21 protein-coding genes are annotated in these 21,058 nt (G+C 61.5%); 19 read left to right on the forward strand and 2 right to left on the reverse strand.

Annotated features, from left to right (window positions below):
* Positions 1–10 precede the first annotated feature (10 nt).
* From Q0Z69_RS12095 to Q0Z69_RS12145, 11 genes are all read left to right on the forward strand, one after another.
* Positions 11–844, forward strand: coding sequence for a YdcF family protein (locus Q0Z69_RS12095; protein WP_298033875.1), 834 nt, complete (start codon positions 11–13; stop codon positions 842–844).
* Between the two features lie 11 nt (positions 845–855).
* Complete coding sequence (locus tag Q0Z69_RS12100) at positions 856–1,344, forward strand: flavodoxin (RefSeq protein ID WP_298033877.1); 489 nt, start codon at positions 856–858, stop codon at positions 1,342–1,344.
* 208 nt (positions 1,345–1,552) lie between these two features.
* The gene (prfA, locus tag Q0Z69_RS12105) at positions 1,553–2,620 is read left to right on the forward strand and encodes a peptide chain release factor 1 (RefSeq protein WP_298033880.1); all 1,068 of its coding nucleotides are present in this window, start codon (positions 1,553–1,555) and stop codon (positions 2,618–2,620) included.
* Positions 2,617–2,919 carry a hypothetical protein gene (locus tag Q0Z69_RS12110; protein WP_298033883.1) on the forward strand — a complete coding sequence of 101 codons (303 nt, stop codon included), beginning with the start codon at positions 2,617–2,619 and terminating at the stop codon, positions 2,917–2,919. The genes prfA and Q0Z69_RS12110 overlap by 4 nt, the downstream gene beginning before the upstream one ends.
* A complete protein-coding gene (locus Q0Z69_RS12115; protein ID WP_298033885.1) occupies positions 2,900–4,573 on the forward strand; it encodes an L-threonylcarbamoyladenylate synthase in 1,674 nt (557 codons plus the stop codon). Before Q0Z69_RS12110 ends, Q0Z69_RS12115 begins: the two co-directional genes overlap by 20 nt.
* 31 nt (positions 4,574–4,604) lie before the next feature.
* Positions 4,605–6,011 (forward strand): aminopeptidase, encoded by a 1,407-nt coding sequence (locus Q0Z69_RS12120; protein WP_298033887.1) that lies wholly within the window; start codon positions 4,605–4,607, stop codon positions 6,009–6,011.
* A 217-nt stretch (positions 6,012–6,228) separates the two neighbouring features.
* A complete protein-coding gene (locus Q0Z69_RS12125; RefSeq protein ID WP_298033891.1) occupies positions 6,229–6,669 on the forward strand; it encodes an ACT domain-containing protein in 441 nt (146 codons plus the stop codon).
* A gap of 4 nt (positions 6,670–6,673) precedes the next feature.
* Entirely contained in the window at positions 6,674–7,864 is a 1,191-nt protein-coding gene (locus Q0Z69_RS12130; RefSeq protein WP_298033894.1) for a homoserine dehydrogenase, read from the forward strand.
* A 74-nt stretch (positions 7,865–7,938) separates the two neighbouring features.
* Positions 7,939–9,150 carry an aspartate kinase gene (locus Q0Z69_RS12135; RefSeq protein WP_298033897.1) on the forward strand — a complete coding sequence of 404 codons (1,212 nt, stop codon included), beginning with the start codon at positions 7,939–7,941 and terminating at the stop codon, positions 9,148–9,150.
* A gap of 265 nt (positions 9,151–9,415) precedes the next feature.
* A complete protein-coding gene (locus Q0Z69_RS12140) occupies positions 9,416–9,685 on the forward strand; it encodes an ACT domain-containing protein (RefSeq protein WP_298033901.1) in 270 nt (89 codons plus the stop codon).
* 160 nt (positions 9,686–9,845) lie between these two features.
* Positions 9,846–11,204: a PFL family protein gene (locus Q0Z69_RS12145; protein WP_298033903.1), complete on the forward strand. Its 1,359-nt coding sequence runs from the start codon at positions 9,846–9,848 to the stop codon at positions 11,202–11,204.
* 38 nt (positions 11,205–11,242) lie between these two features.
* On the opposite strand, the gene Q0Z69_RS12150 is transcribed toward Q0Z69_RS12145, so the two are convergent.
* Positions 11,243–11,410, reverse strand: coding sequence for a hypothetical protein (locus Q0Z69_RS12150; protein ID WP_298033905.1), 168 nt, complete (start codon positions 11,408–11,410; stop codon positions 11,243–11,245).
* A 152-nt stretch (positions 11,411–11,562) separates the two neighbouring features.
* Between Q0Z69_RS12150 and Q0Z69_RS12155 the strand changes: the two genes are divergently transcribed.
* On the forward strand, positions 11,563–11,787 hold the full coding sequence (locus Q0Z69_RS12155; RefSeq protein ID WP_298033907.1) for a hypothetical protein: 225 nt from the start codon (positions 11,563–11,565) through the stop codon (positions 11,785–11,787).
* A gap of 128 nt (positions 11,788–11,915) precedes the next feature.
* Here Q0Z69_RS12155 and Q0Z69_RS12160 read toward each other — a convergent pair whose 3' ends face one another.
* Positions 11,916–12,482, reverse strand: a complete 567-nt coding sequence (locus Q0Z69_RS12160; protein ID WP_298033910.1) for an epoxyqueuosine reductase QueH — start codon at positions 12,480–12,482, stop codon at positions 11,916–11,918.
* 230 nt (positions 12,483–12,712) lie between these two features.
* Between Q0Z69_RS12160 and Q0Z69_RS12165 the strand changes: the two genes are divergently transcribed.
* The 7 genes from Q0Z69_RS12165 to Q0Z69_RS12195 form a co-directional block, all read left to right on the forward strand.
* On the forward strand, positions 12,713–15,643 hold the full coding sequence (locus Q0Z69_RS12165) for an acyl-CoA dehydratase activase (protein WP_298033912.1): 2,931 nt from the start codon (positions 12,713–12,715) through the stop codon (positions 15,641–15,643).
* A 3-nt stretch (positions 15,644–15,646) separates the two neighbouring features.
* On the forward strand, positions 15,647–16,981 hold the full coding sequence (locus Q0Z69_RS12170) for a 2-hydroxyacyl-CoA dehydratase (protein ID WP_298033914.1): 1,335 nt from the start codon (positions 15,647–15,649) through the stop codon (positions 16,979–16,981).
* A gap of 246 nt (positions 16,982–17,227) precedes the next feature.
* Positions 17,228–18,091: a class I SAM-dependent methyltransferase gene (locus tag Q0Z69_RS12175; RefSeq protein ID WP_298033916.1), complete on the forward strand. Its 864-nt coding sequence runs from the start codon at positions 17,228–17,230 to the stop codon at positions 18,089–18,091.
* A gap of 10 nt (positions 18,092–18,101) precedes the next feature.
* On the forward strand, positions 18,102–18,722 hold the full coding sequence (locus Q0Z69_RS12180) for a VanZ family protein (protein WP_298033919.1): 621 nt from the start codon (positions 18,102–18,104) through the stop codon (positions 18,720–18,722).
* A 13-nt stretch (positions 18,723–18,735) separates the two neighbouring features.
* Positions 18,736–19,581: an energy-coupling factor transporter ATPase gene (locus Q0Z69_RS12185; protein ID WP_298033922.1), complete on the forward strand. Its 846-nt coding sequence runs from the start codon at positions 18,736–18,738 to the stop codon at positions 19,579–19,581.
* A gap of 24 nt (positions 19,582–19,605) precedes the next feature.
* Positions 19,606–20,472: an energy-coupling factor transporter ATPase gene (locus Q0Z69_RS12190; protein ID WP_298033925.1), complete on the forward strand. Its 867-nt coding sequence runs from the start codon at positions 19,606–19,608 to the stop codon at positions 20,470–20,472.
* Positions 20,466–21,058 (forward strand): energy-coupling factor transporter transmembrane protein EcfT (locus Q0Z69_RS12195; protein ID WP_298033928.1); only part of this gene is annotated, 593 nt, incomplete at its 3' end. The genes Q0Z69_RS12190 and Q0Z69_RS12195, both read left to right, overlap by 7 nt.

Genomic DNA, 21,058 nt, shown 5'->3' on the forward strand with positions numbered 1-21,058 from the left:
GGGACTTGCTATGGGATATCGGGGAAAGCGAAAGCGGGCTAGGCACCAGAGCTGCGCGCACGTTTCCAACTACCGGGGGCGGAGGCGGTTTCGGGAGCCGGTCCTGTGGGGCTTGGCTGTCCTGCTGCTGGCGGTGGCCGTGGTATGTCTCGCCGTGCTCCCGGGCGTGCGGTTCTCCGGCCTGCTGGCTTTGGCGCTGGCAGGACTTTGCGGGGCGGCGGTGTTCCTGGGGCGCTGGGCGGACGATTCCCAGACGGGAATGCTGTGTCAGCGGATCCTCTGCGGCGTGCTGGCCGTGGGGCTGTTCTTGTTTTTGACGGTGGAGGGTCTGCTGCTCTCTCGCGGCGAAAGGGACAACACCGCGATCCCGGCGGACGCGGTGATCGTGCTGGGGGCAGGGGTCAACGGTGAGACGCCCTCCCTGATCCTCCAGAGCCGCATCGACGCGGCGGAAGCGTATCTGGAGCGTCATCCGGATATCCCGGTGGTGCTGTCCGGCGGCCAGGGACCGGGGGAGGACATTTCTGAGGCGGAGGCCATGAGCCGGGCGCTGAAAGCCGCGGGCGTTCCGGCGGACCGGCTGCTGCTGGAGGACCACTCCGTCAGTACGGCGGAGAATTTCGCCTTTTCCAAGGTGCTGCTCCAGGAGCGGAGCGTGGACCTGGACAGCGCTGTGATTGCGGTGGTCACCAGCGATTTCCACTGCTTCCGGGCGCATCTCATTGCCCAGCGGGCGGATCTGACGGTGATCGACATCCCGGCGGAAACGCCCTGGTGGTGGCTGACGGCCAATTATTATGTCCGGGAGTTCTTCGCTCTTGGCAAGACTTTGGTATTTGATTGAGGTATCAGGATATGAGTGACGTATTGTGCATCTATTACTCCCGGACGGGAAAGACCAAGCGGGCCATGGGGGAGATCGCCCAGGCGCTGGACGCCGACCTGGTGGAGCTGCGGGACAGCGTGAACCGGAGCGGCTTTATGGGCTGGCTCCGCTGCGGCTTGGACGCCATGCGGCGGACCACACCGCCCGTCCAGTCCTTTGAGACGCCCCGGGCTATGAAGGATTACCGGCTGGTGGTCGTGGGGACCCCGGTGTGGGCAGGGCGGTGCAGTTCCGTGATCCGGGATTTCCTGAAGCGGTACGGCAAGGATCTGCAGAACGCCGCCTATGTGATAACCCGGGGCAGTGAGGACAAAAACGAGGAGGTCTTTGAGCAGATGGACCTGTATGCCGTCTGCGGGCATCAGGCCGCGGTCTCCCTGCGGAGCGGTTCCGTGGGCTATGCCTTCTGGCAGGAGGAGTTTTTGCGGCAGGTACGGGATTTTCTGGGCCGGAAATAGGGCGCTTCCTTTCAAGTTTTGATACGAATCACGCATAAAACAATTTTCTTGTTTTATGGGGGCCGCATAAGCGGCCCCGGCGGCGAAGCCGCCTGTGATGAAAGTCCATACTTTTCCTGCGCGACGTAGGCGCGGCGGTGCAATGCGCCGCAATAAAAACTTTTTTAAAGTTGTTTATCAGGAAACAGTATGAGAGAGGAGCGATACTTTGCTGGATAAACTAAAGGAATTGGTCCTGCGATATGAGGATCTGGAGGCCCAATTGGCGGACCCGGGCGTCTATGGCGACGCGGACCGCCTGCGGCGCGTCAACCGGGAGCTGAAGGAGCTGGGGCCTGTTGTGGAGACCTATCAGGCCTGCCGGCAGGCGGAGTACCGCCGGACGGAGGCGGAGGAGCTGCTGCGGGACCCGGAGCTGCGGGAGATGGCCCAGGAGGAGCTGACCGCCGCCAAGGCGGAGCTGGAGCGGCTCCAAGAGGAGCTGACTGTTCTGCTGCTGCCCCGAGACCCGGATGACGACCGGGACGTGATCCTGGAGATCCGGGCCGGCACCGGCGGTGAGGAGGCGGCGCTGTTTGCGGCGGACCTGCTGCGGATGTACACCATGTACGCCCAGAGCCGAGGCTGGAAGCTGGAGCTGGTGAACCTGAGCGAGACGGAGCTGGGCGGCGTGAAGGAGTGCGAGGCTCTTGTGGAGGGCCAGGGCGTCTATTCCCGGCTGAAATTCGAGAGCGGCGTACACCGGGTCCAGCGGGTCCCGGTGACGGAGGCCAACGGCCGCATCCAGACCAGCGCCGCCACTGTGGCGGTGCTGCGGAGCGCTGGGGAAGTGGACGTGGCCCTGGACCCGGCAGATATCGAGATGCAGGTCTATCGGGCCAGCGGCGCCGGGGGCCAGCATGTGAACAAGACCTCCTCCGCCGTGCGGCTGATCCACAAGCCCACCGGTATGGTGGTGGAGTGCCAGCAGGAGAGGAGCCAGTTCCAAAACCGGGACAAGGCCATGCGGCTGCTGGCGTCCCGCTTGTACGAGGCGGAGCGGGAAAAGCAGGCCGCCGCGGAGGCGGCGGAGCGCCGGGACCAGGTGGGGAGCGGCGACCGCAGCCAGCGCATCCGCACCTATAACTTTCCCCAGGGCCGGGTGACGGATCACCGCATCGGCTTGACGCTTTATAAGCTGGATGCGGTGATGGACGGCGAACTAGATGAGATCATCGACGGTTTGGCTACGGCGGAGCAGGCGGAAAAGCTGAAGAGCGGGGGAGAGCAGGCGTGAAAAGATGGATGCGCCTGTCCGGCTGCGCACTGGCTTGGCTGGTCACGGCTGTTCTTGGTGCGGCAGAGGCGGTTCTTACCAGTGTCTGCCTGGATCAGGGGAGATACGCGGCAGAGAATATGCGGGCGGAAGAGACGGCGTCTGTGGCGCTGACATGCGCGGTGTTTCTGCTGCCGGTGCTGCTGATGGCGCTGTGCGGAGCGGTATGGCTGACGATGTGCTGCAGAAATAGAGGAGACAGCGGGCAAAGGCCCGGCGAAAGAGATAGAGGCGAAGAATATGCAGACGATATATTATGATTTGCGGGATACCAAGGGACAGCAGAAGGAGATCGAGGAGAAGATCTCCGCGGCGGCCAAGATCCTGCGGGAAGGCGGTCTGGTGGGCATCCCCACGGAGACGGTCTACGGTCTGGCGGCCAATGGCCTGGACGAGCAGGCTGTAAAGCGCATTTTTGAGGCCAAGGGACGGCCCCAGGACAATCCCCTGATCCTCCATGTCACAGGCCCCCAGTGGCTGCCCCGGTACTGCCGGGACATCCCGCCCATGGCCTATGTGCTGGCCCGGAAATTCTGGCCCGGCCCCCTGACCATGATCCTGAAATGCCGGACGGACGTGGTGCCCGGTGCGACTACGGCGGGGCTGGATACTGTGGCTATACGGTGTCCCAACCACCCTGTTACCCTGGCCATCATCCGGGAGGCGGGCATCCCCATCGCCGCCCCCAGCGCCAATACCTCCGGCCGGCCCAGCTGCACCACGGCCCAGTCCGTGCTGGAGGACATGGGCGACAAGATCGAGGGCGTGGTGGACGGCGGCCCCTGCGCGGTAGGCGTGGAATCCACGATCCTGGACCTGACCTGTGATCCGCCCCGGCTTCTGCGTCCCGGCGGGCTGCCGGTGGAAGCCATTGAGCAGCTGATCGGCCCCATCTCCGTGGACAAGGCAGTGACCGGGACCCTGGCGGAGGGGGAGAAGCCCCGAGCACCCGGCATGAAATACCGCCACTATGCTCCCAAAGCCCCCGTCACCGTGGTCACCGGCGCACCGGAGGCCTCTGCCCAGGAGATCCAGCGGCGGGCCGGCCCGACCTCCGGCGTGATCTGCTTTGACGAGTATGCCCATTTGTTTTCCCGGCAAGAGGTCCATAAGCTGGGTCCCAGCGGCGACAAGCTGGCCCAGGCCCAGCGGGTGTTCGACGCCCTGCGGACCTTTGACGGCAGCGGCGTAACAGAGATCTTCGCCCAATGTCCCGACAGCCGGGGCCTGGGGCTGGCGGTGGGGAACCGGCTGAAAAAGGCCGCTGGTTTCCACATCGTGGAGGCGGACAGCCTGCGGATCATCCTGGGACTGACCGGCTGCACCGGCGCGGGAAAGACCAGTGCCCTGGCGGCCATCCGGGATCTGGGCGGCACCATCATCGACTGCGACGCCGTGTACCACCAGATGCTGGCGGAGAACGAGGACCTGCGGAACGCCATCAACGCCAGCTTCCCCGGCGTGTTCCGGGCCGACGGCACCTTGGACCGTAAGAAGCTGGGCCAGGAGGTCTTTGCAAAGAAGGAGCGGCTGACCCGGCTGAACGGCATCGTGTTCCGCTTTTTGATCCCGGAGCTGGAGCGGCAGATCCAGCACACCGGAGACGGCCTGTACGCTATCGACGCCATCAATCTGCTGGAGAGCGGCCTGGACCGGCTGTGTGACCGCACCATCGCGGTGACGGCCCCGGCGGAGCTGCGGGTCCGGCGCATCATGGCCCGGGACAACATCTCCGAGCAGTATGCCCGGCTGCGGATCTCCGCTCAGAAGCCGGATGAATACTATCGCAGCAAGTGCGACTGCGAGCTGAACAACAGCGCAGAGACTCCCGCGGAGTTTCAGGAGGCGGCCCGGCGGTTCTTTGTCCGGCTGCTGGAGACCATTCGGGAGGAAAAACGGCGGGGCGCGCAGTAAGGCGCGCCGGACCGATCAGGAGGAATGACCAATGGATAAGTCTGAGACCAAGGAACTGAAGGAAAAGCTGCTCTCCAACCGGAAGAACGGATATGACAGATTGGCGGCGGCAGAAACGGCGGCCGTGGAGGACTACTGCGCCCGGTATATGGCCTTTCTGGACGCCGGAAAGACGGAGCGGCTCTGCGCCGCCGAGAGCGTCCGGCTGGCGGAGGAAAAGGGCTACCGGCCCTATGTCCGGGGCATGGAGCTGAAGGCGGGAGACAAGGTGTATGTCTGCAACCGGGGCAAGGCGGTGATGCTGGCCCACATCGGGCGGAAGAGCCTGACGGAGGGCGCGCAGATCGCCGCAGCCCATATCGACTCCCCCCGGCTGGACCTGAAGCCCAATCCCCTGTACGAGGAGAGCGAGCTGGCCTATTTCAAGACCCATTATTACGGCGGCATCCGCAAGTATCAGTGGGTCACCATCCCGCTGGAGCTGCACGGCGTGGCGGCGCTGAAGGATGGGAGAAGCGCTGTGGTGAATATCGGCGCCGACGAGGGAGACCCCAGGCTGGTCATCACCGACCTGCTGCCGCACCTGGGCCAGGAGCAGGCGAAAAAGCCCCTGGCCAGCGCCATCCCCGGCGAGACGCTGAACCTGCTGCTGGGCAGCCGCCCCATCGGAGACGAGGAGGAGACCGGCCGGGTGAAGCTGGCGGTGATGAAGCTGCTGAACGAGAAGTACGGCATCACCGAGGACGACTTCACCTCTGCCGAGCTGGAGGCCGTCCCGGCGGTGAACGCCTGCGATATCGGACTGGACCGGTCCATGATCGGCGCCTACGGCCACGACGACCGGGTGTGCGCCTATGCCGCGCTGAAGGCCCTGCTGGACCTGGAGGAGACCCCCGCCAAGACCGCTGTGTGCGTACTGGCGGACAAGGAGGAGATCGGTTCCGACGGCGTGACAGGGATGCAGTCCGCCGCCTTCGATACCTTTATGGAGGACCTGTGCGCCGCTCAGGACGTGCCTGTCCGGGCCTGCTTCGAGAAGTCCTTCTGCCTCAGCGCCGACGTGACGGCGGCCTATGACCCCGATTACGCGGATGTGTACGAAAAGCGCAACGCTGCCTATCTCAATTATGGCATCGGCCTGTGCAAATACACCGGCGCCCGGGGCAAGTCCGGCGCCAGCGACGCCGACGCGGAGACGGTGGCCTATGTCCGCCGCCTGTTTGACGGCGCGGACGTGATCTGGCAGATCGCGGAACTGGGCAAGGTGGACGCTGGCGGCGGCGGCACCGTGGCCATGTATATGGCCAACCGCAACATCACCACACTGGATGCCGGTGTGCCGGTGCTGAGCATGCACGCTCCCTTCGAGGTAGTGGGCAAGCTGGACTGCTGGGAGACTTACAAGGGCATGAAGGCCGTCTATCAGGCGGAGAATTGATTTGGAACGGGGGCGTCAGGCCCCCGTTCACTTTTGCCGTGAAAGTTATGCGGCCCTCTGTCTTTCCTTATCGGCAATTTGCCCACGTGGAGCGGACATCCTGGCGGAAGTTTCCCCATTTTCCCCAAAAGAAATTTGGGCTTTTTGGTTGCGCCGGAGGCGAAAATGTAGTAGTATGAGCAGGTCAAAGGACAAATGACCACAGGAGGCGGACGGAATGGCAAAAACGATCAAATATTACATCGTGGCGGCGGACGCACTGCCGGAGATTTTTGTAAAGGTGGCAGAGGCCAAGCGGATGATGCAGACCGGCGAGGCGGAGACCGTGGGCTCCGCGACCAAGCTGGCGGGGATCAGCCGCAGTGCGTTTTATAAGTACAAGGATTCCGTGCAGCCCTTCAACGACATGAAATCGGAGCACATCATCACTTTTCAGGCCATGCTGAAGGACACAGCGGGCGTACTGAGCCGGGTCCTGTCGGTGTTTGCCGTCTCTGGGGCCAATATCCTCACCATCAATCAGAGCATCCCCACCAATGGCTGCGCGGCGGTGACTATCTCCGCTGAGACCAGCGAGATGGAGGAATCCCTGGAGCAGCTCCTGTCAGACGTGACGGCGCTGGCCGGGGTCATTAAATTTGAGATTTTGGCGGGTTGACGATATGATACAGATTGCGATTATGGGCCTTGGGACCGTCGGCACCGGCGTGGCCAAGGTGGTGGCGGAAAATGCCAAGCAGATCGAGCGGAAGCTGGGGGAACCCTTGCAGGTGAAGCGTATCCTGGTGCGCCGCTTCAAGGATGGGCCTTACCGCCAGCTGATGACAGACGATTTTACGAAGATCGAGGAGGACGATGACATCCGCGTGGTGGTGGAGACTATCGGCGGTGTGGAGGCGGCCTATGACTATACCAGGCGGGCGCTGCTGGCGGGCAAGCATGTGGTCACCGCCAACAAGCAGCTGGTGGCGGAAAAGGGCTGCGAGCTGCTGGAGCTGGCCAAGAAGAAAAACGTCAGCTACCTGTTCGAGGCCAGCGTGGGCGGCGGCATCCCCATCCTGCATCCCCTGACCCAGTGCATGGCCGCCAACCGCATCGACGAGGTGTACGGTATTCTGAACGGCACTACCAACTATATCCTCACCCGCATGGTCCGCACCGGCGCCTTTTTCTCCGACGCTCTGCGGGAGGCTCAGGCCAAGGGCTATGCCGAGGCGGACCCCACCGCCGACGTGGAGGGAATCGATGCTGGGCGCAAGATCTGCATCCTGGCGGATCTGGCCTTCGGCCATCAGGTGGACCCGTCAGGCGTCCCTATGGAGGGCATCTCCAAGCTGTCTCTGCGGGATGTGAAGATCGCTCACCGGGCTGGCTACCGCGTCAAGCTGCTGGGCCGGGCGGTCCGGCTGCCCGGCGGCGGGCGCACCGCCTATGTAGCGCCCCATCTGATCCCAGAGGACAATCCCATCGCCAACGTGGAGGATGTGTTCAACGCCGTGATGATCCGGGGCAACGCCACCGGCGAGGTGATGTTCTACGGCAAGGGTGCGGGAGAGCTGCCCACCGCCTCCGCCTGTGTGGCGGATGTGATGGAGTGCCTCCAGGCCAGCCCCCGGCGGGACGAGATCGGCTGGTCCTCTGATACCTCCGGTTTTGAGGACCCCCAGGAGCTGCACACCCGCTACTATTTCCGCATCGAGGGCAGCCTGACCGACGCGGCCATGGCCTTTGGCCAGGTGGAGGTCCTCAGCGAGGACGGCGAGACCGCCTTCCTGACGGACCGCATCAGCGGACAGGACGCCATGCAGCAGGCCCGGTGCCTGAACGTGCTGGCCTGCATGCGGGTCTTGTGAGACCCGCTCCAAATACCCTCCAGCCTCATATGATGGACTGGACCCAATTCTGAAGCAAAGAAGGAAACGCGACTATGAGTTTGATCGTACAGAAATTCGGCGGCAGCTCCGTGAAGGATGCCCAGCGCATCCGGAATGTCGCCGGCATCATCGCGGAGACCTACCTGGCGGGCAACGACGTGATCGTGGTGCTGTCCGCTCAGGGCGACACCACCGACGACCTCATCGCCAAGGCGGAGGAGATCAATCCCCGGGCATCCAAGCGGGAGATGGATATGCTCCTCTCCACCGGCGAGCAGATCTCCGTGGCCCTGTGCGCCATGGCCCTGGAGAGCATGGGCCTGCCCTGTGTGTCTCTGACGGCCTGGCAGGTGGGCATTCAGTCCACAAGCGTCCATTCCGATGCCCGCATCAAGAAGATCGATTCCGAGCGCATCCAGTCGGAGTTGGATCAGCACCGCATCGTCATCGTTACCGGTTTCCAGGGCGTGGACCGCAACGGCGATGTGACGACTCTGGGCCGGGGCGGCTCCGATACCAGCGCCGTGGCGCTGGCGGCTGCCTTCCGGGCGGAGCTGTGCCAGATCTATACCGATGTGGACGGCGTATACACCACCGATCCCCGCATCGTGCCCAACGCCCGCAAACTGGAGGAGATCACCTATGACGAGATGCTGGAGCTGGCGTCTCAGGGTGCGCAGGTGCTCCACAACCGCAGCGTGGAACTGGCAAAGAAGTTCAGAGTGAATTTGGAAGTCGTGTCCAGCCTGGAGCGGAAGCCTGGCACGAAAGTTAAGGAGGTCACCAAAGTGGAAAAGACTAACATCGCCGGTGTCGCCAAGGACACCAGCATCGCCCGCGTGGCCCTGGTGGGCCTGCAGCATAACCCCGGCGTCGCCTTCCAGGTCTTTGACCTGCTGAGCAAGCACAACATGAATGTGGATGTGATCCTGCAGTCCATTGGCCGGGAAGAGACCAAGGACATCACCTTTACCCTCCACAAGAAGGACCTGGCGGAAGCCGAGGACATCCTGAACGAGCACAAAGAGGCGCTGCGCTTCGACCACATCGAGTCTGACGAGCACATCGGCAAGGTGTCCATCGTGGGCGTTGGCCTGATGAGCAACTGCGGCGTGGCTGCCAAGATGTTCGAGGCCCTGTATGAGGCGGGCATCAACATCCAGATGATCAACACATCTGAGATCCGCGTCTCCGTCCTGCTGGACGAGAACGACGTGAACCGGGCGGTGAAGGCCATCCACGCCAAGTTCTTTGACGAGATCTGATACGAATCAGGAATAAAACGATGTAATTGTTTTATTAGGGCCGCATAAGCGGCCCCGGCGGCGAAGCCGCTTGTGATGAACGTCCATACTTTTCCTGCGCGACGTAGGGCGCGGCGGCGCGATGCGCCGTAATAAAAAACTTCTTTAAAGTTTTTTATTACGAAACAGTATGATATAGGCGGAAGGGCGCGAAAAGCGCCCTTTGCCTTTACATTTGCAAAGGTCTTTGCTACAATATATCCCGCTTAGAATAAGGAGGAAGCTTATGAACGCCATCGTCACCGTGGTCGGACAGGACAAGGTGGGCATCATCGCCGCCGTCTGCGCCCTGCTGGCCGAGAACAATATCAACATCCTGGATATCTCCCAGACCATCCTGCAAGGTTCCTTCACCATGGTGATGGCCGTGGATGTGGAGCACGCCAAGGTCCCCCTGGGAGATCTGCGGGTCCTGCTGGAGCAGCTGGGGGAGAGGATGGGCATTTCCATCCGCATCCAACGGCAGGAGATCTTCGACGCCATGCACCGTATCTGAATGAAAGAGGGGACCCTCTTTAAATTCCGCCCACCGGTGATATCGATCGCTGGTGAACGCGCTCAGGGCGCTCAGGTCAAAGTATTTTCGCCAGGTACACGCCCTGGCGAAAATGAATGCACTATCCCTGCGTCTGCGGGATGAACTATGGAGGCAATTTATGCTCAATCAAAAGGATATCCTTTCCACCATTGAGATGATCGACCAGCAGCACCTGGACATCCGCACCATCACCATGGGCATCTCCCTGCTGAGCTGCTGCGATCCAGACCCCAAGCGGGCCTGTGAAAAAATTTATGACAAAATAACCCGCTGCGCCGAAAAGCTGGTCAGGACCGGCGAGGACATCGAGCGGGAGTTCGGCATTCCCATCGTGAACAAACGCATTTCTGTGACGCCCATGGCCCTGGTGGCCGGAGCCAGCGAGACGGAGGACTTTGTACCCTTCGCCCTGGCGCTGGACCGGGCGGCCCGCACCTGCGGCGTGAATTTCATCGGTGGCTACTCCGCCCTGGTGCAGAAGGGCATGACCAGGGCGGATGAGCGGCTGATCCGCTCCATTCCAGAGGCTCTGGCCCGGACGGAGCTGGTGTGCTCCTCCGTCAATGTGGGGTCCACCAAGGCCGGCATCAATATGGACGCCGTGGCCCTGATGGGCCGCATTGTCAGAGACACCGCCAAGGCCACCGAGGACCGGGACGGCCTGGGCTGCGCCAAGCTGGTGGTGTTCTGCAACGCCGTGGAGGACAATCCCTTCATGGCCGGCGCCTTCCACGGCGTGGGCGAGGCGGAGCGGGTCATCAACGTGGGCGTCTCCGGCCCCGGCGTGGTGCACCACGCTCTTCAAAGCGTGAAGGGCCAGCCCTTTGACGTGGTGGCGGAGACCATCAAAAAGACAGCCTTCCGAGTAACCCGTATGGGCCAGCTGGTGGCTCAGGAGGCCAGCCGCCGCCTGGACACCCCCTTCGGCATCGTGGACCTGAGCCTGGCTCCCACCCCTGCCGTGGGCGACAGTGTGGCCAGAATTTTGGAGGAAATGGGCCTGGAGGTCTGCGGGACCCACGGCACCACGGCGGCTCTGGCGCTGCTGAACGACGCGGTGAAGAAGGGCGGCGTGATGGCGTCCTCCAGCGTGGGGGGTCTCTCCGGCGCGTTCATCCCCGTCAGCGAGGACGAGGGCATGATCGCCGCCGCCCGGCGGGGAACGCTGTGCCTGGACAAGCTGGAGGCCATGACCTGCGTGTGCTCCGTGGGCCTGGACATGATCGCCGTCCCTGGCGACACCCCGGCGGAGACCATCGCCGCCATCATCGCCGACGAGGCGGCCATCGGCATGGTGAACAGCAAGACCACCGCCGTGCGCATCCTGCCCGCACCGGGAAAGGCCGTGGGGGACACCATCGAGATGGGCGGATTGCTGGGCAGCGCGCCGGTGATGCCGGTGCATCCGGAGTCCAGCGCGGCTTTCATCGCCCGGGGCGGACGCATTCCCGCGCCCATGCAGAGTTTGAAGAACTGAACACAAAAGGACCGCCGGTCAGGCGGTCCTTTTTGGTGCTATTCGTCTTTTAAACAGCTCTCGATCATGGAGATCACGACATTGTTGAAGCTGGTATGGTTCTCAGCGGCGATCTTTTCGATTTGGTTGACCAGAGAACGCTTGATATAGATGGATTTAGTGACAGATTCTTCACGCTTGGAGATTTTGTCGCTCCCAAATTTCATGCACCATCACCTCATACTGAATATAATAGATTTTCTGTTGAAAATAAATAACAGAAAATCTATTAGAAAAACTATTGAAAATCCCAATAGAAGATGCTAGAGTATAGCTGAGGTGATCGCATGAGAACATACCGCATACAGGAGGAGGTACCGTGGAGCGACATCACAGACATCCTCTACTGGTATCTGAAACTGCGGGTCCGGGGGATCTGGAATCACCAGGAGCGGGGGACCAGCGGGCCGTGGAGATGGAACTGCCTTATCTGCGGACGACGTTGGAGAGTGTCCGCCGTCTCCGCCGCTTTCTGGGCTATAGCGGCGAGACGAAATGGGAACGGGAGGCGCGCTGTTTGCTGGAATTGGAAAACACACCTTAAATTGGGAAGCGGACCGCCTTTTGGCGGTCCGCTTCTTCATAAGTATGCTCATTTGACCGTTTGTCCCCGCTGTCCGGCCAATGGTCCGTTGATGCTGGACAGCCGGGCAGGACTTTGGTATCGTGTTCTCAGTCCTCGGCGAACTTCGCCTTGTCCCGGTCGATCTTCTTCTGGTAGCGGTCCTGCTCGGAAAAGACGCAGCCGCAGTACTTCTGCATGTAAAAGCCCAGCTCTCGGGCTTTTTGATTGCCTGCCCGGAAATTGGGGCGGAAGTCCCGGTAGAGAAACTCCACGCCGTATCGGGCCGCGTATTTTTCAGCGGCCCGGACAATGCCCTCATGGTCCTGATACACGCTGGCCAGCAGCGTGGTGGTGAAGGCGGCAAAGCCGTGCTCCGCGGCATATCGGGCCGTGCCCTCGATGCGGTGCTCATAGCAGTAGGCGCAGCGGTGGTCGATGTCGTCCGCCACATGGCGCACGAATTCCCGCAGGCCGTAGTCCTCCAGCACCCGGACCTTCATGTTGATGGTGGGGGCGTACGCCAGCAGGCAGTCCCGTCGGGCCTCGTATTCCTTCCAGGGATGGATATTGGGATTGTACCAGAGGGCCACCGGCTCGATGCCCTCGGCCCGAAGCGGGTCGATGCAGGAGAGGGAGCAGGGGGCGCAGCAGGTGTGGAGCAAAACGGTGTTCATGGATACGGCCTCGATTCTATTTTGATAGGGACAAGTATAGAGTATATCATAAAACCGGGAAAAGGCAAGAGCGGCGGGCTTTGGATTTTTTAACAGTTTCTTTACAGTTTAGTGAGATAATTCCGATTGCACATTTTGTCGAAAAAGAGTATGATACGAACTAATGTGGTATCCTGTGGTTATTCGCTGAAGCAGGCGGAGTAACCGTTTACCTGAAGGAGGAAAATTCAGTGAAAGTTGGTTTGGACGTTGGGTCCACCACCATCAAATGTGTAGTTCTGGACGACGCGGACAACATCATTTACAGTACATATGAGCGGCATTTCAGCCATATCTTGGAAAAGTCCGAGGAGCTGCTCCGCCGGGTCGCGGAGCGGTATGTCCCCGGCGGACAGGCGGAGCTGGCTATTTCCGGCTCCGCGGGCATGGGCATGGCGGAGAGCGTGGAGGTGCCTTTCGTGCAGGAGGTGTTCGCGACCCGGGTGGCGGCGAACCGTCTGGCTGCCGGTACGGACTGCATCATCGAGCTGGGCGGCGAGGACGCGAAAATTTTGTTCCTCACCGGCGGCACTGAGGTCCGTATGAACGGTTCCTGTGCTGGCGGCACCGGCGCTTTCATCGACCAGATGGCGACCCTTTTGAAAATGAGCGCCGACGATATGGACGCCGCCGCGCAGAAAGCGGAAAAGACGTATACCATCGCCTCCCGCTGCGGCGTGTTCGCCAAAAGCGACGTGCAGCCCCTCATCAACCAGGGTGCCAAGGCGGAGGACATCTCCGCCAGCATCTACCAGGCGGTGGTGAACCAGACCATTGCGGGGCTGGCCCAGGGACGGCCCATCCAGGGAAACGTTTTGTACCTGGGCGGACCGCTGACCTTCTCCAAGTGTTTGCGGGACAGCTTTGACAGGACCCTGGGCGTCACCGGCACCTGCCCGGAGAACAGCCTGCTGTTCGTGGCCATGGGCGCGGCGTTTTATTCCGATCAGGTATTTGACCTGGAGGAAGTGGCGGACCGGCTCCAACACCGCGGCGCGTCGGAGACCTACCGCAGCCAGCCCGCCCTGTTTAAGGATCAGGAGGAATATGAGGCGTTCCGGGCCCGCCACGCCAAGGCGGCGGTGCCCCGCGTGCCCTTTGGCGCGGACTACGCCGCTCCGGTGCACATCGGCATCGACTCCGGCTCCACCACGGTGAAAATGGCGGTCATCGACGAGGAGGCCCGGCTCCTGTTCACGGATTACCGGCCCAATCTGGGCAATCCCGTGCCGCTGATCCGGGAGGTGCTGCAAACGCTGTATGACCAGCATCCGGCGCTGCACGTGGCCTCCGTTACCACCACCGGCTACGGTGAGGACCTGGCGAAAAACGCCTTCCACGCGGATTACGGTGTGGTGGAGACCGTGGCTCACTTTACCGCCGCCCGGCATTTCCTGCCCAATGTGGACTTCATCATCGATATCGGCGGCCAGGACATGAAGTGCTTCAAGATCGAGGACGGGGCCATCAGCAATATCTTCCTGAACGAGGCGTGCTCCTCCGGCTGCGGCAGCTTCCTGCAGACCTTTGCCCAGGCGCTGGGCTATGACGTGAAGGAGTTCGCCAAGCTGGGCCTGTTTGCCGACCGGCCCGTGGACCTGGGCAGCCGCTGCACCGTTTTCATGAACTCCAGCGTGAAGCAGGCCCAGAAGGACGGGGCCACCATTGAGAATATCTCCGCGGGCCTCTCCATCTCCGTGGTGAAAAACGCCATTTACAAGGTCATTCGGGCCGCCTCTCCCGAGGAGCTGGGCCGGAACATCGTGGTCCAGGGCGGCACGTTCTATAACGAGGCGGTCCTCCGGGCCTTTGAGAAGGAGATGGGCGTGGAGGTCATCCGGCCCGACATTGCGGGATTGATGGGCGCTTACGGCGCGGCGCTGTACGGCATGGGCCGTGCCGCCCACGGCCAGACCAGTACGCTGCTGGACCGGGATGCCCTGGCGAATTTCCGCCAGGAGACCCGCAGCGAGGTCTGCGGCCGCTGCGGCAACAACTGCCAGCTGACCATCAACACCTTTGCCGACGGCGGCACTTTCATCAGCGGCAACCGCTGCGACCGGCCCGTCACCGGCAGGGAGGACACCGGCGAACGGAACTTGTACGCCTATAAGCGGAAGCTGATCCTGAGCTACAAGCCCGTTCCCGGCAAGCGGGGCAAGATCGGCCTGCCCCTGTGCTTGAACTTCTGGGAGTTGCTGCCCTTCTGGCACACCTTCTTCACCAAGCTGGGCTTTGCAGTGTATCACAGCCCTTTTTCCAGCCGGGACTTGTATTTGAAGGGGCAGGGGACCATCCCCAGCGACACCGCCTGCTTCCCGGCAAAGCTGGCCCATGGACACATCCACTTCCTGAGCAAGCTGGGGCTGGACGCCATCTTCTATCCCTGCATGACCTATAACATCGACGAGGGCCTGGGGCAGAACAACTACAACTGTCCTGTGGTGGCCTATTACCCGGAGGTCATCGCTGGCAACTGCCCAGAGATCAAGGATACCAAATTCATCTATGACTATGTGGGCATCCACCGGCCCAAGGACTTCAACAAGAAGATCTTCGCCATCCTGCGGCGGTATTTCCCGGATATTTCTAAAAAGGAGATCCAGCAGGCGGCGGACGCGGCCTATGCCGAGTACGCCAACCATATGGCGCTGATCCGGAAAGAAGGTGCGCGCATCATCGACCAGGCCCGGGCGGAGGGGCGCCGCATCATTGTGCTGGCGGGACGGCCCTATCACGTGGATCCAGAGGTGAACCACGGCATCGATACCCTGATAACCCGCTTCGGCGCGGCGGTGGTGACGGAGGATTCCATCTCTGACCGGGTGGAGAAATTCCCCACCACGGTGCTGAACCAGTGGACCTATCACTCCCGCCTGTACGCGGCGGCAAAGTACTGCTGCTCCCAACCTGATATGGACCTGGTGCACCTGGTCAGCTTCGGCTGCGGCGTGGACGCCATCACCTCCGACGAGACCCGGGAAATTTTGCAGGCCGGCGGAAAGCTGTATACCCAATTGAAGATCGACGAGATCACGAACCTGGGCGCGGTACGTATCCGCCTGCGGAGCCTGTTTGCCGCTCTGGACGAGCAGGACGAGAAAAACGCGAGGGAGGTGTGACGTATGGAACTGAATTACCCTGTTTTTACCGAGGATATGAAAAAGACCCACACGATCCTCATTCCCAACATGGCTCCCGTTCAGTTCCGCATCCTGGCGGCGGCCATGGAGCACAAGGGCTACAAGGTGGAGCTGCTGGGCAACTGCGGCAGTCAGGTCAGCGAGCTGGGACTGAAATATGTCCATAACGACACCTGCTATCCTGCCCTGCTGGTCATCGGCCAGTTCTTGGACGCCCTGAACTCTGGCAGATATGACCTGGACCACACCGCCCTCATCATCACCCAGACCGGCGGCGGCTGCCGGGCCTCCAACTATATCTTCCTGCTGCGCAAGGCTCTGGAAAAGGCGGGCTACGGTCAGATCCCGGTGCTGAGCCTGAATTTCTCCGGCCTGGAAAAGGGCAACAGCCTGCCCATGGACTTGACCTTCATGCGGATGGCCCTGGCCGCCATTTACTACGGCGACCTGCTGGTGACGCTGAAGGCCCAGACTGCCCCCTATGAGACCCATCCTGGCGACGCGCTGGCCCTTCAGGAGAAGTGGCTGGATGATATCTGCGGCTGGGTCCGGGAGGGAAGGGGCTTCTCCCAGCATGAGATGAAGACCGCCATGCCCCAGATCGCGGCGGAGTTCGCTGCTATCCCCGTCCACCGGGTCCCGAAGGTCAAGGTGGGCGTGGTGGGCGAGATCTATGTGAAATACTCGCCACTAGGCAACAACGATCTGGAGGAGTTTCTGGCGACCCAGGACTGCGAGGTGAATCTGCCGGGATTGATGGGCTTTGTGCAGTACTGCGCCTATAATCCCGGCGAGACTGCCCGGCTCTACGGCGGCAGCTTTTTGGAAAAGCATGTTTCCGACCTGATCCTGGGCTATATCGGCACTATGGAGAAGGTCATCATCAAGGCACTGAAGGACAATGGCTATCACGCGCCCCTGCCTTTCAGCGAGCTGACCAAGCTCACTGAGGGCCTCATCAGCAAGGGCGACAAGATGGGGGAGGGTTGGCTCCTCACCGCTGAGATGGCGGAACTGATCCGGGCGGGCTATGAGAACATCATCTGCGCCCAGCCCTTTGGCTGCCTGCCCAACCACATCTGTGGCAAGGGCATGATCAACAAGCTGCGGGAACTGTACCCAGAGGCCAACATCACCCCCATCGACTACGACCCCAGCGCGACCCGGGTCAACCAGGAGAACCGCATCAAGCTGATGTTGGCGGTGGGCCGGGAGCGTCTGGCGGAGCGGACGGCCCCCGCCCCGGCGGAGGAGCGGACCGCAGCGGAGAGAAAGACTGCCGCCCCGGCGAAAGCGGCCAGAGCGGCGGTGCTGTAAGCCTTCGGTGGTATTCGAGTATCTGTGCGTTGAGCGCTGTATGGGCAATGACGCGTATCCATGGTCCCGGAAAGGAAGCGGCAGACCCGGAAATTTGCCCAGGAACTTCTGAATATGGTCTGATAGAAGAGGACTGTCGGAGACAGTCCTCTTTTTCCGATTTCCCGTCGGAAATGGAATTGACGAACAAGGGCCTTGGGGAGTATAATATACTGTATTTTTATGGAGATACGGAGGACGCCTTTTATGTGGATCGCGGACAAATGGCAGGACTATGAGCTTCTGGACTGCGGTGGGGGAGAGAAGCTGGAGCGCTGGGACAAGCAGTTCCTGGTGCGGCCTGACCCCCAGGCCATCTGGGAGACGCCACGCCAGAATCCCGCCTGGAAACGGGCCAACGCCCGCTATCTCCGCAGCCAGACCGGCGGCGGCCACTGGGAGAAAAAGGCCCTGCCGGAGAGCTGGAAGGTCCATTACGGTGAACTGATCTTTCAGGTGAAGCCCATGAACTTCAAGCACACGGGCCTGTTTCCGGAACAGGCGGTGAACTGGGACTTCGTTATGGACAAGATCCGCTCTGCCGGACGGCCCATTCGGGTCCTGAACCTGTTTGCCTATACCGGCGGCGCCACCGCGGCCTGCGCCAAGGCGGGAGCCTCTGTCTGCCATGTGGACGCGGCCCGCGGCATGGTGGCCTGGGCCAGGGAGAACGCCAGGCTCTCCGGCCTGGAGAACGCCCCCATCCGCTGGATCATCGACGACTGCGCCAAGTTTGTGGAGCGGGAGATTCGGAGAGGAAAAACCTACGACGCCATCATCATGGATCCGCCCAGCTATGGCCGCGGCCCCGGCGGCGAGGTGTGGAAGCTGGAGGAGAACCTGTATCCCTTCGTGAAGCTGTGCGCCGGGGTCCTGTCGGACAAGCCCTTGTTCGTTCTCATCAACTCCTACACCACGGGCCTTGCTCCCTCGGTGTTGGGCTATCTGCTGAACATTTTGGTGGCCTCCAAGTATGGCGGCAAGTGCACCTGGGACGAGCTGGGGCTGCCGGTGACGGAGACCGGTCTGGCCCTGCCCTGCGGGGCTACGGGACGGTGGTTTTCGGAATAGGGAGGCAGCGATGGATCTTGCGTTTTACGCGGCAATGACATGGCGGTATATCCAGGCCATGCTTCCGGGAGCCATTCTGGCCTTGGCGCTGTTTTTTCTCCTGCGGCCCTTCCGTATGCGGCGGTTGGCGGGAAGGGGACTGTCAAGCCCTCTCCGGCGGGAGGCGGTCCTTCTGCTGCTGTACCTGTTCAGCGGCGGTATGGCGGCGCTGACGCTGCTGCCCTCCGACTGGGTCAATCCGCTGGTGAACCTGATCTATGGCGTTCCTCTGGGACCGTTCTTCTCTCTGGGCAGCGTCAACCTAAATCTTTTTGCCACTTTAGAACTGGGACACCAGACCCGTTTTACGATATTCATCCTGCTGGGGAATATCATCATGTTCATCCCCTTCGGCTTTTTCGCCGCCCTGCTGTGGCGGGGCTTTACCTGGAAGCGGGTGCTGGTACTGGGACTATGCGTCACAGCCTTCATTGAGTGCTGGCAGCTTTGCATCGACCGGGCCTTTGATATCGACGACCTGCTGTTCAATGCCCTGGGCGTTCTCTGCGGCTATTGGCTGTGGTGGCTGCTGGAGCGCGCGGCCCCGGCCTTCGCGGGTCGCTTCCAGGTGCAAGAGAAATCTGTTACGTGAAGTGAGAAAAGTTATGTCAACTATGATCGAGACCGAGAGCCTGCGGTTCACTTATCCGGCGGATGAGGGAGGGGAGCCGGTCTATGCCCTGCGGGGCGTGGACCTGGCGGTGGAAAAGGGCAGCTTTGTGGTGGTGTTGGGCCACAATGGCTCCGGCAAATCCACGCTGGCCAAGACCTTCAACGCGGTGCTGCTGCCCGCTGGCGGCAAGGTATACGTAGAGGGGATGGATACCCTGGATGAAAGCCTTCTGCTGGCCATCCGCCAGCGGGTTGGTATGGTATTCCAGAATCCGGACAACCAGATCGTCGCCAACGTGGTGGAGGAGGATGTGGCCTTTGCCCCGGAGAATCTGGGTGTTCCCACGGCGGAGATCCGCAAAAAGGTGGACGACGCCTTGGCGGCGGTGGGCATGAGCGAATTTGTGACCCATGCGCCCCATCTGCTCTCCGGCGGTCAGAAGCAGCGCATCGCCATTGCCGGCGTTATCGCCATGGAGCCGGCGTGCATCGTGCTGGACGAGGCCACCGCCATGCTGGACCCCATTGGGCGAAAGGAGGTGCTGTCCACTATCCACCGGCTGAACCGGGAGAAGGGCATTACCGTCATCCTTATCACCCACCACATGAACGAGGCGGAGGAGGCGGACCGGGTCATCGTCATGGATGACGGCCGGGTCGCTATGGACGGTACGCCCAAGGAGGTCTTTACCCGTTTGGAGGAGCTGCGGGCCATGGGCCTCACCGCGCCGGACACCGTGGACCTGTTGGACCGTCTGCGGAAGGACGGACTGGATGTGCCTTTGGACGCACTGACCGTGGAGGAATGCGCCGACGCCATCACGGCGGCACTGGGATAAACTGACTGAGAGGAACGAAGCGATTTGGAACCTATTTTGCAGATCAAGAATCTGACCCATACCTATGGCATCGGAACACCCTTTCAGCGCAGCGCGGTGGAGGATATGAGCTTTGACGTGCGGGAAGGGGAGTTCCTGGGCATCATCGGCCACACCGGGTCGGGCAAATCGACCCTGATCCAGCATTTGAACGGTCTGCTGAGGCCCACCAGCGGACAGATCCTGCTGGGAGGAAAGGACATCTGGGCGGAGCCGAAAAAGATCCGGGATGTGCGGTTCCGGGTTGGCCTGGTGTTCCAGTATCCGGAATATCAGCTGTTTGAGGAGACGGTGTATAAGGACATCGCCTTCGGCCCTGCCAACCAGGGCAAGACAGGGGAGGAGCTGGACCGCTGTGTCCGGGAGGCTGCCCGATTGGTGGGCATTCGGGACGAGCAGCTGGACAAATCCCCCTTTGAGCTTTCCGGCGGCCAGAAGCGCCGGGTCGCCCTGGCGGGCGTGCTGGCCATGGAACCGGAGGTGCTGATTTTAGACGAGCCGACGGCGGGTCTGGACCCGGCAGGCCGGGAGAACCTGATGGCCAACATCCGGGACTACCACCGCAACAAGGGCAACACGATCATCCTGGTGAGTCACAGCATGGACGAGATCGCCCAGAACGTAGAGCGCATTCTGGTGCTGAAGAGCGCAAGGATCCTGATGAGCGGGACCCCGGCAGAGGTCTTTGCCCGGGCGGACGAGCTGATCACCGCCGGACTGGACGTTCCCCAGGTGACCAGGGTGGCCATGGCGCTGAAGGCCCGCGGTGTGGACATCGACCCCGCCGTTTACACGGTGGAGGCACTGGAGCGGCAACTGCTGGCGCTGCGGAAAGGCGGCGCCGTATGCTGAAGGATATCACGCTGGGCCAGTATTTCCCGGGAAATACCCTGGCCCATAAGCTGGACCCCCGGACGAAAATTTTGATGGTGGTTTTGTACATCATCGCTCTGTTCTGCGCCAAGGGCGTGGTGACCTATGGCATCATTGCCCTCTGCCTGGCAGTGTGCGTCCGCATCTCCAAGGTGGGCGTCAAACAGCTGGTGCGGGGCTTGAAGCCGGTGCTGTTCATTATCATTTTCACCGGCGTTCTGAATCTGTTCTTCACGCCGGGGGAGCGGTACATTCTGGAATGGGGCTTTCTGCACATCTCCGATACCGGCCTCCGCAACGCCATTTTCATGGTGGTGCGCATCATGCTGCTCATCATGGGCACCTTCCTGATGACCTATACCACCAGCCCCATCAGCCTGACCGACGGCCTGGAAAATCTGCTGAACGGGCTGAAGCGGTTCCGTGTGCCGGTCCACGAGCTGGCCATGATGATGTCCATCGCCCTGCGGTTCATCCCGATCCTGATGGAGGAGACGGACAAGATCATGTCCGCTCAGAGGGCCCGGGGCGCGGATTTTGAGAGCGGGAACCTGATCCAAAGGGC

The organism is uncultured Dysosmobacter sp. (assembly GCF_947631165.1).
In the GTDB taxonomy this organism is placed as follows: Bacteria; Bacillota; Clostridia; order Oscillospirales; family Oscillospiraceae; genus Oscillibacter.